The sequence below is a fragment of the Kribbella sp. NPDC002412 genome (assembly GCF_053592935.1).
Genome location: NZ_JBSFBL010000035.1, coordinates 62,638 through 77,409, shown reverse-complemented (window position 1 = coordinate 77,409; position 14,772 = coordinate 62,638). Strand labels below are relative to the sequence as shown.

Genomic DNA, 14,772 nt, shown 5'->3' with positions numbered 1-14,772 from the left:
GGTGTGGCGACTGACCGCCGTCGCTCCCGGGTCTGGCACTGGGCGAGAGTTCGGGTTCGGGGGACCCGGACCACGGGGAACCGGTGCCTACCGGTCACCGGTGAACGGCGGCTGTCCGTCCTGCGGCGCGGGGGAACCCGCAGGCGGGCCGCCCACCGGTGGCTGGCCCTGGTACCCGGGCTGCCCCTGGTACGGCGCCTGCCCAGGCTGACCCTGGTAGCCAGGGAACTGCGGCTGCGCCTGGTAGTTGCCCTGGTCACCCGGAATCTGCGGGTGGATCTGGCCGGACGACTGCGGCCCCGGCTGCATCTGCGGCGGCGCCTGCTCGCCGGCGACCGAGCCGATGGTGCCGAACGACACCTGCGGGACCGAGCGGACCTGCTCGTCCTTGACCTCGAAGTAGCCGGCCTTCTCGAACTTGAAGCCGTTCGCGATCAGGTTCGACGGGAACGCCTCGACCCGGGTGTTGTAGTCACCCACGTTGGCGTTGAAGAACCGCCGGCCGGCCGCGATCCGGTCCTCGGTGTCGGTCAGCTCGCGCTGCAGGTTGAGGAAGTTCTGGTTCGACTGCAGCTGCGGGTACGCCTCGACGGAGATCATCATCTGACGCAGCGCACCGGACAGCTCGCTCTCCGCCGCGGCCCGCTGCTCCGGCGGGGCGCCCTGCACGTTGACCGCCTGGGTGCGCAGCCGGGCGACCTCCTCGAACACGTGCCGCTCGTGCGCGGCGTAGGCCCGGACCGTCTCGACCAGGTTCGGGATCAGGTCGTAGCGCCGGTGCAGCTCGACGTCGATCTGCCGCCAGGACTCCTGGATCAGGTTCCGCTGCTTGACGAACCGGTTGTACGAGACGATCAGCGCGAGTCCCACAATCACGACGACCGCGACGACCGCGATGATGACGAAGGTCAGCATTCCCCTGCTCCCGAGTGTTGGCGATGCTCAGAAGCGACTCTACGGCTGATCCGTGTCAGTGGCTCCGCGGCGGCTGCTGAGCGCGCGGGTCCACCCCGGCGTAGTCGCGCCAGACGTACGGCGGGACCTGCTCGAGAACCTGCTGCAGCAGCGACAGCCGGTTCATCACCTCGACCGGGTTGTGCGCGCCCTGGTCCCAGCCGACCAGGGAGTTGCCCTCCACCCGCCAGCCGATCTCGCCGCGGGCCAGCAGCAGCTCCATCATCCGCGGCGTGACCACCGCGTGCCCGAACCGCTCGTCGTCCGCCTTCACCCGGAACGCCCGGTTGAACTGGTCGCTCTCGAACTGGATGTCGCGGAACCCGAACGCGTTCGCCACCGCCCCGCCGAAGATCCCCTCGTGGGTGACCTCCAGGTGCGGCAGCGCACCGGGCAGCCGCAGTACGACGACGCCGAACTTGTGCGTCGTGGTCCGGCGGTGGCCCTTCGAGTTCCTGGTGTGCGTCTGGTAGCTGTAGTCGAAGGCAACCATCTGGTGCCCGTTGAAGGCGCCGGACAACACGTTCGTCGCGCGCCGGTTGTCACCGGCCTGGAACGGCGTGCCTGCCCACTGGTTGGCCAGCCCGTTGTTGGCCGGGACGTACGACCAGCCGTTCTGGGCGGCGAAGGCGGCGAACTGCTCGCGGCGCTTCTTCGCCGCCAGGTAGTTGAAGTAGAAGATCCCGGCGCCGACCACGACGGCGATCAGGATCATCACGACCGGGTTGAGCTCCATCGGATCAGAGACCCAGGTCCTCGAGACCGAACACCGAGCGGTACTCCAGGCCTTCCGACTCGACCTTCTCCTGCGCCCCGGTCGCCCGGTCCACAATCACCGCGACCGCGACCACCTCGGCCCCGGCCTCCCGCAACGCCTCGACCGCGGTCAGCACCGAGCCACCGGTGGTGGAGGTGTCCTCGACCGCGAGCACCCGGCGGCCCTTCACATCCGGTCCTTCGATCCGCCGCTGCAGACCGTGCGTCTTCTCGGCCTTGCGTACGACGAACGCGTCCAGCCGACGGCCTTCCTGGGCGGCCGCGTGCAGCATCGACATCGCGACCGGGTCCGCGCCGAGGGTCAGTCCGCCGACCGCGTCGTACTCGAGATCCTTGGTCAGCTCGAGCATCGCCGGGCCGATCAGCGGGGCCGCGGCGGCGTCCAGCGTGATCCGGCGCAGGTCGACGTAGTAGTCGGCTTCCTTCCCCGATGCCAAGGTCACCTTGCCATGCACGATGGCCTTGGATTTCACCTGCTCCAGCAGTGCGTCCCGGTCGTAGCTCATGGCGCACAAGCCTAGATCACGAGGAAGTTCAGGCCTTCTTGCTCACGTTCACCAGGTGACCGAAAGCAACTGATCTGTCCGGGGAGCGGAACAGGTCCTGGCAGGTGGTCAGGGTGATGATCGACTTGGCTGGGGTTTCCTGCGGCTTGCCAGGGACCGGCTCGAGCACCCAGTGATCGGCCGGCTTCACGGTCAGGTCGCGCGGGGACCCGTCGAGCTCGTAGGTGTAGACGGCGTCCGCGGTCTCGACGATCACCTGGTCGCCCTTGCGCAGCTCGAGCATTTTGCGGAACGGCGAGCCGTGGGTGACCCGGTGCCCGGCGATCGCGAAGTTCCCCGGCCGGCCCGGCAGCTGGGTCTGCGGGTAGTGCCCGATCCCGCGCGCCAGGTCGTCCTTGCCGACCCCTTCCAGGACAGGCTTCTCCCACTCCTTGCCGAACTTCGGGATCCGCAGCAGCACGATCGGGTCCCCGGTCGTGGGCGCCGCCGTCGTCGGCTGCTGCCACTGCTCACGCAGCGCGCACTCCGCCTCGCCCATCTTCTGGTTCGAGGTGATCCCGGTGCCGACGTACTGCCACGCGGCCCACCCGAGCACCCCGGCCCCCGCCACCAGCAGGACGATCCCCAGCCCCCGCACCACTCCCCGCATGGCGACAAGTATGCAGTTGAACTGCAAAGGCTGTGTACGACGTGTCGATGGACGCCGGTGGTTGCCCGGGACGACGATGTGGACGATCGTCGAAGGTGGAGGTGTGCCGTGAAGGCACTGGTGAAGGCCGAGGCCAAGCCCGGTCTGTGGTTGCAGGACGTGCCCGAGCCCAAGATCGAGGCCGACGAGGTGCTGATCAAGGTGCTCCGCACGGGGTTGTGCGGCACCGACCTGCACATCCAGAGCTGGGACCACTGGGCGCAGAAGAACGTGCCGGTGCCGATGGTGACCGGGCACGAGTTCGTCGGCGAGGTGGTCGAGATCGGCGTCGGTGTCCGCGACGTCGCTGTCGGTGACCTGGTCAGCGGCGAGGGTCACCTGGTCTGCGGCCGCTGCCGCAACTGCCGGGCCGGCCGCCGGCACCTGTGCAGCAAGACCCGCGGCCTCGGCGTGCACGTGCCGGGCGCCTTCGCCGAGTACGTCGCGCTGCCCGCGAGCAACGCGTGGGTGCACAAGGACGCGGTCGACCTGGATGTCGCTGCGATCTTCGACCCGTTCGGCAACGCCGTACATACTGCCTTGTCGTTCCCGCTGGTCGGTGAGGACGTGCTGATCACCGGCGCCGGGCCGATCGGCGTGATGGCCGCCGCGGTCGCGCTGCACGCCGGCGCGCGCAACGTGGTGATCACCGACCTGTCGGAGTACCGGCTGGACCTGGCCCGCAAGATCGGCGTCACCCGCGCGGTCAACGTCGGCGAGGAGTCGATCGCGGACGCGCAGCAGGCCCTCGGCATGCGGGAGGGGTTCGACGTCGGGATGGAGATGTCCGGGCAGCCGGCCGCGCTGCGGGACATGCTCGCGAACATGACGCACGGCGGCCGGATCGCGATGCTCGGACTGCCGTCGGACGAGATCGCGATCGACTGGAGCACGGTGGTGCTCAACATGCTGACCATCAAGGGCATCTACGGCCGGGAGATGTTCGAGACCTGGTACTCGATGTCGGTGATGCTGGAACGCGGCCTGGACCTGACCCCGGTGATCACCCACCGGTTCGGGTACGGCGACTTCGAGCGGGCCTTCGACGTCGCCCGGCAGGGGCAGTGCGGCAAGGTGATCATGGACTGGACTCGCGACACGTTGGAGGAGAAGCACTGATGTTCGGGCGGATGCGGGACGACCTGACGGCGACCATCGGCGAGATCCGGGACGCCGGACTGTACAAGTCCGAGCGGGTGATCACCTCACCGCAGCAGTCGCTGATCTCGGTTGCCACCGGCAACGAGGTGCTCAACTTCTGCGCCAACAACTACCTCGGGCTGGCCGACCACCCCGAGGTGATCGCGGCCGCCCGGGCCGCCCTGGACCAGTGGGGCTTCGGGATGGCGTCGGTGCGTTTCATCTGCGGCACGCAGCAGGTCCACAAGGACCTGGAAGGCGCCCTGAGCACCTTCCTCGGCAGCGAGGACACCATCCTCTACAGCTCCTGCTTCGACGCCAACGGCGGCCTGTTCGAGACGCTGCTCGGCGCCGAGGACGCGGTCATCTCCGACGAGCTCAACCACGCCAGCATCATCGACGGCATCCGGCTGTCGAAGGCGAAGCGCTACCGCTACAAGAACCGGGACATGGCCGACCTCGAGGCCCAGCTCAAGGACGCCGCCGACGCCCGCTACCGGCTGATCGCCACCGACGGCGTCTTCTCGATGGACGGGTACGTCGCCCCGCTCGACGAGATCTGCGACCTGGCCGACCGGTACGACGCCCTGGTCATGGTCGACGACTCGCACGCGGTCGGTTTCGTCGGCCCCGACGGCGCCGGCACCCCGTCCCTGTTCGGGGTCAAGGACCGCGTCGACGTCATCACCGGCACCCTCGGCAAGGCCCTCGGCGGCGCGTCCGGCGGCTACGTCTCCGGGCGTCGCGAGATCGTCGAGCTGCTCCGGCAGCGCTCCCGCCCCTACCTCTTCTCCAACTCGCTGGCCCCGTCGGTGACCGCCGCGTCCCTGAGGGCCCTGGAGCTCATCGGCGGCTCCAGCGACCTGCGCGACAAGCTGACCGCCAACACCAAGCTCTTCCGCACCAAGATGACCGAAGCCGGCTTCGACGTACTCCCCGGCGACCACCCGATCTCCCCCGTCATGATCGGCGACGCCGCGGAAGCAGGCCGCCTGGCCGACAAGCTGCTGGAGCTCGGCGTCTACGTGATCGGCTTCTCCTACCCCGTCGTGCCCCACGGCAAGGCCCGCATCCGCGTCCAGCTCTCCGCCGCTCACTCCACCGAAGACGTCGAGCGCGCCATCGCCGCCTTCATCGAGGCCCGCGCCGCGCTCGCCGGGTAGCCGTCACGCCAACGGGTCCGTTACGCCAAGGGCCTGCTCGAGCTGGGCGGCAACCGCGTCCAGGTCCTGGCCGATCGTGTCCGGGCGGCCGGCTTCCAGCAGGGTCCGGATGTCGGCCCGTGCCGCTCGTACTGCGTCTCGCAGGGTGAGCGCTCGTTGTTGAGCGGAGTCGTCCGGTGCCGCCGGCTCGAGCGCGGTCAGGCGATCCTCGACCGCGGCGACCCGCCCTTCCGCGACGTTCCAGCCGCCGGCCGCTTCCGCGGGCGACGGTTGCTGACGGAGCTCCGGAATAAGCACCCGGGCGAACCACTCCACCTCTTCCTCGGCGGACGCGAGGTCGGCCCGCCAGTCCCGGCGGTGGCTCGCCCGGACGAGAAGCGGAATGCCGACGGCGAGCGCGAGCACGACCGCTCCCAGCGTCCACCACAACCAGGTGGGAGCGCCGTCCGACTCGGCCGACGTGGGCTGGACCGACGGTGAAATGGTCGACGGCGGGCCTGCCGGGCCGGCCGCCTGCGTCGGAGCGGTGGTCTGCGCAGGTTCCGATGACTGGGCGGAGGTCGGTGGCGCCGCCTGGGTCGGCGACGGGGCTGCCTGGGGTGCCGAAGACCGGGTAGGGCTCGGTTCCGGCGCCGACTGGGTCGGCGCCGGGACGTCCCGCGATCTGGTCGGACTTGGCGCCGACTCGGTCTCGGGTGGCGACGTGTTCTCCTCGCGTTCCGGTGACCGGGTGCGCGTGGGCTCGGAGGTGGTCGTGGTCTGCTCGCGGTCCGGTGAACGGGTGGGGTCCGGGAGCGTCGCCGTCGGAGACGGCAGCGAACGCGTCGAGGTCGGAGTTGGCAGGTCGGCAGAGCCGGTATCTCCACAGGAACAGAGCAGCAGTGCGATTACCACCAGACCAGCTGCTCGTACCGTCAGCGGCACCGGGACGCCCCCACTCACCCGTCGGCGCGCATTACTTGCCGTCGTCCCCGTGGTTGCTGCTCGCGGCGCGCGCGTCGCGTTCGATCTCGGCGGTGTCGGCCTTGAGCTGCTTCGCCTCGGTCTTCTTCGCCCGCCGCATCGCTCGCTCGACCTTGGCGCCCATGTCCGCCACGCCGACGACCACCAGGCCCGCTTGGCCGGCGTCCAGGTGCTCGCCGAGCTCCTTGAGGTCGCTGCGGCTCATCCCCGCCGCGGCATGGCCGGCCACCGAGCCCAGGACCGCGCCGCCGGCGGTCGTGGCCGCTAGCAGCCCGCCGCCGATCGCGGCGAACGGGAACAGGGCGACGACCAACCCGGTCGCCAGCCCCACGCCGCCGCCGAGCACCCCTCCGGCCCGGGTCGGCGTCTCGTGCTTGCGGGCGATCTTCACCTTCCCGTCATCACGTCGCTCGATGACGGCGGCGTCGTACGAGTCGATCAGTCCGGCCTTGGTGTGCAGATCCTTGACCAGCTCGTAGTCCGCTTCCGCGTCGCGCAGATCGTCATAGATGCCGACGTAGGCGATAAAGGTGTCGATGGCCATCTCGGGTCCCCTCGTCCACTCTGCTTCTCCGGACGAACATCGCACCTCGGCCACACCCCCGGCCTCATCCACCTGGGGCGATATTCGGACGCTGCGGCTACAGTGACCCGGTCCATCCGGGTGAGGGAGCGTCATGCGTCGGGTGCTGGTTGTTGCCGGGGTTGCGGTGATGTTGTGCGTCGCGGGATGTGCTGAGGACGAGCCGGTTTCGGCTACCCCGTCGAGCACGCCTAGTGCGACGCCGAGTGTGGTGACGCCTACTGCTGTGCCGAGTGCTCCAGTGGCGACTGCCAAGCCTGCACGGTTGACTGTCGCAGCGGCCGGGAAGAAGTACCTGCAGGTGACTGGGCCGTACAACGTGGCGCTGGAACGGTTCGAGAAGGCCGCCAACAGTGGCGCGTCGGTGGAGACCCTGCAGGCGCGAGCGCGAGCTGTTGCCGCCGCGAATCTCGCGGAGTCGCGGGCGCTGCTGTCGGTCGCTTGGCCGGCCAAGGTCTCGGCTCAGATCCAGGCACTCGCGCGTGCCGACGCGGCAGCCCGCCCGCACTGGTTACGGGTGGCCGCGGCGGACAGCCTCGCGGAGATGGCCCGCCATGTGAAGCTGGCCTCCGCGGAGAGCGGCAAGGCGCCTGCCGCCGAGATCCGCCGGCTCCTCGGCCTCCCGAAGTACGACGAGAAGGACTACAGCTGACTTTGTCGGTGCTGCCGGGCAGGATTCCTGCATGGCGGTTCTGAGTGCGAAGGCGGTCAATCGGGCGACGCTCGCCCGGCAGCTGTTGGCGGAGCGGGCCGACGTGTCCGTTGCTGACGCCGTCGGGCGGTTGGTGGGGATGCAGGGACAGGAGCCCAAGCATCCGTACGTCGGGCTGTGGTCTCGGGTCGACGGGTTCGCCGAGGAGGACCTGGATCAGGCGGTCGAGGACCGCGCGGTGGTGCGGGCGACGTTGTTCCGCGGCACGTTGCACCTGGTGACCGCTGACGACTACCTGCGGTTCCGGACGACTCTCGCGCCGGTGCTCGAGGCGGGCTTGAAGATGCTCAAGGAGCGCGGGGAGGGGCTCGAGCCGGACAAGGTGGTCAAGGCTGCGCGGAAGCTGCTGGCCAAGGAGCCGTTGACGTTCACCGAGGTGCGGGACGCGTTGCAGAAGGAATTCCCGGCGGTGAACGAGCGGGCGCTCGGGTTCTGCACCCGGATGATGGTCCCCCTGGTGATGTACCCGACCGGCACTCGCTGGGGCTGGCCGGCCAACGCGCGCTTCACCCCGGCCGAGGAGTGGCTGGGCGGGAAGCTGCACACCAAGGCCGAGCCGGAGGAGCTCGTCGTCCGCTACCTGGAGGCGTTCGGCCCGGCGACACCCGCGGACTTCCAGACCTGGTCCGGGCTGCCGAAGGCGAAGCCGTTGTTCGACGGGCTCGAGCTCGAGGAGTTCACCGACGAGGCCGGCAAGCCGCTGTACGACGTACCGGACGGGCCGCGGCCGGATCCGGACACGCCGGCGCCGATCCGGTTCCTTCCGGAGTTCGACAACCTGCTGCTCGCGCACGCCAAGCGGGAGCGGATCATCGCCGACGAGCACAAGCCGGCCGTGTTCACCAAGAACCTGCGGGTCAAGGCGACGTACACCGTGGACGGCCTGGTCGCGGGCCTGTGGACGGCGGCGGCGAAGCGTGGTGTGGCGACTCTCACGCTCACGCCGTTCGGCCGGACGACGAAGAAGACGCTGACCGAGCTGGAGCGCGAGGGAGTGGGGCTGCTGCGGTTCCTGGAGCCAGATGCGAAGACCCATGAGGTGGTTACGGCCGGTTGATGAGGTAGTTGTCACACGTCGGATGACTGGGCCGGAACCCCTCGGCCCGCTGGAATAGACAGATGAGCACAGTCCCCACCATCACTCTGGACAACGGTGTCGAGATCCCGCAGCTGGGCCTGGGGGTCTGGCAGATCGAGGACGACCTCGTCACCGACGTCGTGACGGCCGCGTTCGAGACCGGCTACCGGCACGTCGACACGGCGGCGATCTACGGCAACGAGGCCGGCGTCGGGCGGGCGATCGCCGCGTCCGGCCTGCCCCGCGACGAACTCTTCGTCACCACCAAGCTGTGGAACAGCGACCAGGGCTACGACACCACCCTGGCGGCGTTCGACAAGAGCCTGGAGCGGCTCGGGCTCGAGTACGTCGACCTGTACCTGATCCACTGGCAGTCGCTGAAGAAGGACAAGTACGTCGACACCTGGAAGGCGTTCGAGCAGCTGTACGCCGACAAGCGGATCCGCGCGATCGGGGTGTCGAACTTCCACGAGCCGGCGCTGCGGCGGCTGTTCGAGGAGACCACGATCCGCCCGGCGGTGAACCAGATCGAGCTGCACCCGGCGCTGCCGCAGGACGAGCTGCGCGCGTTCAACGCGGAGAACGACATCGTCACGCAGGCCTGGAGCCCGCTGGCGCAGGGCGAGCTGCTGGGTCAGCCGGCGCTCAAGACGCTGGCCGACAAGCACGGCAAGACCCCGGCCCAGGTGGTCATCCGCTGGCACCTGCAGCTCGGCAACGTGGTGATCCCGAAGTCGAAGACGCCGAGCCGGATCCAGGAGAACTTCGAGGTCTTCGACTTCCAGCTCGACAACGACGACATGGCCGCGATCGCCGACCTCGAGACCGGCGTCCGCACCGGCGGCGACCCGGACACCTTCGGCTGACCGCCCCCTGCCCGCCACCATTCGAGGGGATAACCCCGGCGCTTGTGGGTTATCCGCTGGTATGCGAGCAGAGAACCCGGCGTTCGAGGGGTTATCCCCTCGAACGCTGGGAGGGGGTGGCGGGTTGCAGGAGGTCGAGGAAGCGGGCCAGGACCGGGGAGCGGTTGTCCGGGGACCACGCCACGCAGAGTTGCCAGGGTGGCAAGTCGTCGGACAACTCGCGGTAGACGACCGCGTCCGGGTTCGACGGCGGGGTCGGTCCGATCAGCAGCGAGACCCCGAGCCCGGCCGAGACCAGCGACACGATCGTCTGTACGTCGGCCGCCTCCTGCTCGATCCGCGGCGTGAACCCGGCGGCCCGGCAGTAGCCGACGATCGTGTCGAACACGGCCGGCCCGCTGAGTCGCGTGTAGAAGACGAACGGGTCCTCGGCGAGGTCCGCGAGCCGGATCCGCTTCCGCCGTACCAGCCGGTGCCTGGCCGGGAGGACGGCGACCAGCGGGTCCTTCGACACCACCCGGGTCAGCAAACCGGTGGTCCGGCCGGTCGTGGTCCGGGCGCCTTCCGGGGTTGCCGGGCGCATCAACCCGACGTCGATGCGGCCGTCCCGCAGCGCCTCCGTCTGCCGGATCGTCGTCACACTCTCCAGATCGAGCACGACCTCCGGGTACGCCTGCCGGAACGTGCCCAGCAACCGCGGCAGCACCTCGAACGTCGCCGACTGCACGAACCGCAACCGCAACGTCCCGAGCTCACCCCGCTGCGTCCGCTGGGCGGCCCGGACCGCCTCGTCGGAGCGCCGGAGCAGGTCCTGCGCGTCGGCGAGGAAGCTCTCCCCGGCCGCGGTCAGCACGAACCGGCGTTTCACCCGGGCGAACAACTCGACGCCCAGGTCACGCTCCAGCGCGGCGATCTGCCGGCTGAGCGACGGCTGGGTCAGGTGCAGCCGGACGGCGGCCCGGCCGACGTTCATCTCCTCGGCCACCACCACGAACGATCTGAGCTGGCGCAGTTCCATGACCACGATCATGCACCAGAAACATCAACTTCGCGATGAACTTTCATTGGACGTATCAACACTCCGGTTCCTACTGTCGAAGGGTCGAAAGGAACCACCTGATGTACGTCTTTCCAGCCACCGTCATCCACAAGATCGCCGTGGAGTCCCGGTCCGGGATGGCCGACGCCCCGACCGTCCCGTACGAACCACCCCGTCCCCGCCGGCACCCGATCCGCGCCGTACGTCGCCTGCTCAAGCCCGAAGTCGTCGAGACCCGTCCGGCGCTGACGCTGCTGGGCGGCGGCGGCCAGGAGCTGTGCGAAGCTGAGCTTCGTGATCGAGGTTCGAAGGTTGCGGGTGCTGCGCGCGCTTGCTGATCACGGCACCGTGACCGCGGCCGCCGAGGTGCTGCACCTGACGCCCTCGGCGGTCTCGCAGCAGCTGGCAGCCCTGGAGACCGAGGTCGGCCAGGAGCTGCTCGAACGCCGCGGCCGCCGCGTCGCGATCACCTCGGCCGGCCGCCTGCTGCTCGCCCACACCGACACCATCCTCGCCGAGGTCGAGCGGGCCGAAGAGGCCATGCGACTGCACGCGAACGGTGCGACCGGAGAGGTCCGGGTCACCGCGTTCGCGACCGCGATCACCTTGCTGGTCGCGCCCGCCCTCGCCCGCCTGCGCGAGACCAACCCCGGCCTCGACCTCGTCATCCGCGACGCCGAAGGCCACCAAGGCGTCACGCAGCTGCTCGACGGCGACGCGGACATCGCCATCGCCGTCGAGCACCGCGGTTCGCCCCGCCCGGACGACCAGCGCCTGGTCCGGATTCCCTTGTACGCCGAGCCGTTCGTCGCCGTCCTCCCGCCGATCCACCCGGCCGCCGCGGCCGACGTGATCGAGTTGCCGATGCTCGCCGCGGACGACTGGGTGATGCCGTCGCCCGGCAACCCGATCCGCGACGTCGTCCTGCTGGCCTGCGAACAGGCCGGCTTCCAGCCTCGCGTCGTACACCAGTCCGACGACTTCCGTGCCGTCGCCGCCCTGGTCGCGGCCGGCGGTGGCGTGTCCCTCGTCCCGCGCCTCGCCGTACCCGCGCAGGCGGTCATCCGGCCGCTGACCGAGCCCGTGCCCACTCGCCGCGTGTACGCCGCCGTGCGCTCGAGCCGGGCCGATCACCCGCTCGTCACCGCGACCCTCGCCGTACTGACCGAGGTCGCCGAGAAGCTGTGACCCGCTCAGCCGAGCCGGTCGGCCGCGGTACGGGCCAGCTTCTCGAAGTTGGACGCCTTCACCCCGTCGCCCATCTCGCGGAAGGCGAGCACCGAGACGACGGCGCCGTCGCGGGTGACGGCGTACGGGAAGCCGCCTGGCTCACTGCCGGGGTCGGACGGGAGCGGATAGTCGTACCAGCGCAGGATGACGGTCGCGTCGCCGACCGGCAGCGTCCGGTTCTCGGTCAGCTCGCGGGCGTGCGTCGGCGCGGGCACGAGTGCCTTGCAGGACTTGATCGTCGCGACGATCTTCGCGTACGCCGCCTTGGCCGCGGCCTCGTCGCCGTACCGGGTGATCCACTGGCCGCCGGACGCGTCCAGCCCGGTGGTGAAGTTCCGGTTCAGGCTGCCGCGGACGCCGCTACCACGGGTCGAGGACAGTCCGCAGATCGGATCCGCCGACCCCTTCGTCACATCCCAGCCCCGCTTGGGATCGGCCTTGTCGACGTCGGCGCCGGTCAGCAGCATCGAGTTCTTCAGCTGCGCGGCCGTGGCCTGCTGCACCGGCTTCGGCACCGCGGACGGCGTCTCCGCCGGCTCCGGAATCGACCGCTCCGCCGACGGCGGCGTCGTCGTGACCGTCACCGTCGTCTTCCCGGCCGCCGTCGGTGTTCCCCCGTCGGATTGGTTGCCACAGGCCCCCAAGACCAACCCCGCCGACACCACCGCGACCGCCACGACCAGCCGCCGCATTCCCCCTGTACCCATGATTTCCGTGCCCTCTCCCCTGTTGGATGTGCCGATATGACGCACTCCACGGCGAGTTGGTTGGAATCATTCGCCGACGACGGTGAGCTCGTGTTTGGGGACGGCTGCGCGGAGCACCGGGGCAACAGGGTCCGGTGGGATTCGGATTGTGCCTCGGCCGGCCCAGTTGGTGATGTTGGTGAGCATGGTGGCCACCACCTGCTGCGACGCCGCCGACTGCGCGGGGATCCCCCAGTTCGCCGGGCAGCGGCGGACCAGGAAGCAGCCGTAGACGAACGTCGAGCCGTTGAACACCCGGGCGCCTGACGGCGCGGTGAACGCGGTCGCGTGCATCGGCCCCGGCCGGCCGGACGTACGGCAGGTGGCGGTACCGCTCGCGACGACGCTCAGCCCCGGATGCTTGTACAACCCCGCCCAGACATAGTCGATCTCGCCGGCGAGGAAGCCAGGTATGACGGTGCCGGCCGAGATGCCCTGGAACAGCCAACTGCTCCCGGTGCTGAGGCTGTTGGGGAGGTTGCCGCACACGTACTCGGCGCCGAGCAGCGGCTGCGACGCGTAGGCATCACCCGAGTACCGCCAGAGCGTCGTGCTCAAGCCGGCGGTGTACCGGTCGACGTCCCAGGCCCGCCGAGTGCTGTCTGTGAACGTGATTCGCCGGTACACCGTGTTGGCACCGAGACTGGCCACGTTGACGCCCCTCGCGATCGCCTGGCTGAGCGATGCCCGCATCCGCAACGAGTAGTACTCGTCGTGTCCCGGCAGGAACACCGTGCCCGCCCGGGCCGGCAGCTGGCCGCCGAACTCGTCCAGATCGTTGTCGGTCCAGTAGGTGACGTCGATCCCCTTCGACTCCGCCCAGAACACCAGTCCCTGCTCCAGCCCCAGGAACTGCCCCGACCCTTGGCCCTCCGCGTACGGGCGGTCGAACGTCAGCCGGCCCGAGCCGGTCGTCGGACTGCTGTAGAAACTCCGGCCGCCGTACCAGTTGTACGCCGCCCACGTGGTGTTGGCCTGCTGGACAAGCAGCTCGTGCCTGTGCCCCGTGTCGTCGCGGATCGTCAGCGGCGCGTACGACGCGTACGTGCCATCGCTGACCCGGATCAGATAGGTGCCGGGCACCCAGTCCGCGGTCACCGGAATGCTCAACGTCCGCGACCAGTTCGCCGCTGAGGCCATCCGCAGGTCGTTGCCGTTGGCGGTGCCACCGATCGTCGGAGTGGGCTGCACGACGGTCGGCACGCCGTCCCGGCGCCAGATCTCCCGCCCGCCGAGACCTTGGTAGTACCCCATCCGGTACGCCACGACGCTGACCGGTCGACCGGACGTGACCTTGAGATCGACCGTGCTCCCGCATGCCGCGGAGACCTTGGTCAGGTACGCGGCCAGCGGGCCGTTCATGGCCGCGGGGATCACCCAGGCGCCGGTGCCCGGCTTCGCGTTCTCCGCGATCGTCGTCGGCCAGGCCGACGGACACCCGGCTGGGATCACGGCGAACGGAGTGGCCGCGATCGCGGGCATCGGTGCGGGTGGCGCGATCAGCGCCAGGCTTCCCGCTCCCGACATCAACATCGCGCCGGTCGAGCCCGTGGCCGACATCGTCAGGGTCAGGATGCCGCCGTACCTGGACAGCAGGACTCCGTAGATCGGGATGGACAAGCGGGCGCCCACACCGACAGCGAGCGGAGAGCGCGGCCGCCAAGTCGCGTAGCCGCTGGACGTCGTCAGCGTCCCGTTGACACTCGTCACCGCTCCGCTCGCACCGGCCGGCAACTGCATCCGGACGGAGGCCAGGACGCCCGCGCGCGCCACGGTGCCTGCGTAGGAGAGCACCGTCCGCTGACCCGGAATCGGGTTGCTCGCGGTGATCCGAACGTCCGCCGGGCGGGTCAGCGTCCCGCTGCCGGAGGACAACACCGCTCCCGTCGTACCCGTGGCCCGGAAGGTCAGTGTCCACGGGCCACCGCCCGGCAGTCGCACGCCGAAGAACGGAATCGAGAAGCGGGCGCCCACGGCAACGGTCACCGCCTGGGTGGGGCGCCACTGCAGCACACCCGGCGAGAGGGTGCGGACCGTGCCGTTGACCGACGTGATGCGTCCGGCCGAACCTGCCGGGATCGAAACGACGACGTCACGCAGCGTCCCAGCCCGCGTTGCCGTCGCCCGGTAGGTCAACGTCGTGGTGCCGTCGGCGGCCACCGCTCCCGAGATAGCGACATTGGCCACGACCGCTTCCGCCGGTTCGGGCCTGACCGCCGATGACAGCAGGACGGCCGCCGCCACCACCGCAATGCGAACCTTCACGGTGCCTCCCCCCGGGGCACGACTGCCTACAGAGTCACACAGGTGAGCCACCGGTCCAAGAG

At 69.7% G+C, this 14,772-nt stretch carries 16 protein-coding genes; 7 read left to right on the top strand and 9 right to left on the bottom strand.

Translation table 11 applies throughout. The annotated features are described in order from the left end of the window. Nucleotides 1-87: 87 nt before the first annotated feature. From ACWCOV_RS26240 to ACWCOV_RS26225, 4 genes are read right to left on the bottom strand one after another with little or no spacing between them, the layout of a single operon-like run. On the bottom strand, nucleotides 88-915 hold the full coding sequence (locus ACWCOV_RS26240; protein WP_449831960.1) for a LemA family protein: 828 nt from the start codon (nucleotides 913-915) through the stop codon (nucleotides 88-90). 55 nt (nucleotides 916-970) lie between these two features. Further along, nucleotides 971-1,690: a hypothetical protein gene (locus ACWCOV_RS26235; RefSeq protein WP_449831959.1), complete on the bottom strand. Its 720-nt coding sequence runs from the start codon at nucleotides 1,688-1,690 to the stop codon at nucleotides 971-973. Between the two features lie 4 nt (nucleotides 1,691-1,694). After that, nucleotides 1,695-2,237, bottom strand: a complete 543-nt coding sequence (gene pyrE, locus ACWCOV_RS26230) for an orotate phosphoribosyltransferase (protein ID WP_449831958.1) — start codon at nucleotides 2,235-2,237, stop codon at nucleotides 1,695-1,697. Between the two features lie 28 nt (nucleotides 2,238-2,265). After that, the gene (locus ACWCOV_RS26225) at nucleotides 2,266-2,886 is read right to left on the bottom strand and encodes a class E sortase (RefSeq protein ID WP_449831957.1); all 621 of its coding nucleotides are present in this window, start codon (nucleotides 2,884-2,886) and stop codon (nucleotides 2,266-2,268) included. 108 nt (nucleotides 2,887-2,994) lie between these two features. On the opposite strand from ACWCOV_RS26225, the gene tdh reads away from it, so the two are divergent. Both tdh and ACWCOV_RS26215 read left to right on the top strand, forming a co-directional pair. Next, on the top strand, nucleotides 2,995-4,044 hold the full coding sequence (gene tdh, locus ACWCOV_RS26220) for an L-threonine 3-dehydrogenase (protein WP_449831956.1): 1,050 nt from the start codon (nucleotides 2,995-2,997) through the stop codon (nucleotides 4,042-4,044). After that, complete coding sequence (locus ACWCOV_RS26215; protein WP_449831955.1) at nucleotides 4,044-5,228, top strand: glycine C-acetyltransferase; 1,185 nt, start codon at nucleotides 4,044-4,046, stop codon at nucleotides 5,226-5,228. Before tdh ends, ACWCOV_RS26215 begins: the two co-directional genes overlap by 1 nt. A gap of 3 nt (nucleotides 5,229-5,231) precedes the next feature. Here ACWCOV_RS26215 and ACWCOV_RS26210 read toward each other — a convergent pair whose 3' ends face one another. Together ACWCOV_RS26210 and ACWCOV_RS26205 are read right to left on the bottom strand one after the other, a co-directional pair. Next, nucleotides 5,232-5,633, bottom strand: coding sequence for a hypothetical protein (locus ACWCOV_RS26210; protein ID WP_449831954.1), 402 nt, complete (start codon nucleotides 5,631-5,633; stop codon nucleotides 5,232-5,234). A gap of 550 nt (nucleotides 5,634-6,183) precedes the next feature. Next, nucleotides 6,184-6,735, bottom strand: coding sequence for a hypothetical protein (locus tag ACWCOV_RS26205; protein ID WP_449831953.1), 552 nt, complete (start codon nucleotides 6,733-6,735; stop codon nucleotides 6,184-6,186). A 304-nt stretch (nucleotides 6,736-7,039) separates the two neighbouring features. Here ACWCOV_RS26205 and ACWCOV_RS26200 point away from each other — a divergent pair, with 304 nt between their 5' ends. The 3 genes from ACWCOV_RS26200 to ACWCOV_RS26190 all read left to right on the top strand — a co-directional run bounded on the left by ACWCOV_RS26200 (nucleotide 7,040) and on the right by ACWCOV_RS26190 (nucleotide 9,430). Then, nucleotides 7,040-7,426, top strand: coding sequence for a hypothetical protein (locus tag ACWCOV_RS26200; RefSeq protein ID WP_449831952.1), 387 nt, complete (start codon nucleotides 7,040-7,042; stop codon nucleotides 7,424-7,426). Between the two features lie 31 nt (nucleotides 7,427-7,457). Then, complete coding sequence (locus tag ACWCOV_RS26195) at nucleotides 7,458-8,543, top strand: winged helix DNA-binding domain-containing protein (RefSeq protein WP_449831951.1); 1,086 nt, start codon at nucleotides 7,458-7,460, stop codon at nucleotides 8,541-8,543. 62 nt (nucleotides 8,544-8,605) lie between these two features. Beyond that, nucleotides 8,606-9,430, top strand: a complete 825-nt coding sequence (locus ACWCOV_RS26190; protein ID WP_449831950.1) for an aldo/keto reductase — start codon at nucleotides 8,606-8,608, stop codon at nucleotides 9,428-9,430. A gap of 91 nt (nucleotides 9,431-9,521) precedes the next feature. Here ACWCOV_RS26190 and ACWCOV_RS26185 read toward each other — a convergent pair whose 3' ends face one another. Further along, nucleotides 9,522-10,448 (bottom strand): LysR family transcriptional regulator, encoded by a 927-nt coding sequence (locus tag ACWCOV_RS26185; protein WP_449831949.1) that lies wholly within the window; start codon nucleotides 10,446-10,448, stop codon nucleotides 9,522-9,524. 101 nt (nucleotides 10,449-10,549) lie between these two features. Between ACWCOV_RS26185 and ACWCOV_RS26180 the strand changes: the two genes are divergently transcribed. Together ACWCOV_RS26180 and ACWCOV_RS26175 are read left to right on the top strand one after the other, a co-directional pair. Beyond that, on the top strand, nucleotides 10,550-10,807 hold the full coding sequence (locus ACWCOV_RS26180; RefSeq protein ID WP_449831948.1) for a hypothetical protein: 258 nt from the start codon (nucleotides 10,550-10,552) through the stop codon (nucleotides 10,805-10,807). Further along, a complete protein-coding gene (locus tag ACWCOV_RS26175) occupies nucleotides 10,764-11,657 on the top strand; it encodes a LysR family transcriptional regulator (RefSeq protein WP_449831947.1) in 894 nt (297 codons plus the stop codon). The genes ACWCOV_RS26180 and ACWCOV_RS26175 overlap by 44 nt, the downstream gene beginning before the upstream one ends. Before the next feature lie 5 nt (nucleotides 11,658-11,662). On the opposite strand, the gene ACWCOV_RS26170 is transcribed toward ACWCOV_RS26175, so the two are convergent. Together ACWCOV_RS26170 and ACWCOV_RS26165 are read right to left on the bottom strand one after the other, a co-directional pair. Continuing rightward, entirely contained in the window at nucleotides 11,663-12,406 is a 744-nt protein-coding gene (locus ACWCOV_RS26170) for a hypothetical protein (protein WP_449831946.1), read from the bottom strand. Nucleotides 12,407-12,472: 66 nt separating this feature from the next. After that, a complete protein-coding gene (locus ACWCOV_RS26165) occupies nucleotides 12,473-14,710 on the bottom strand; it encodes a N,N-dimethylformamidase beta subunit family domain-containing protein (RefSeq protein ID WP_449831945.1) in 2,238 nt (745 codons plus the stop codon). Nucleotides 14,711-14,772: the final 62 nt, after the last annotated feature.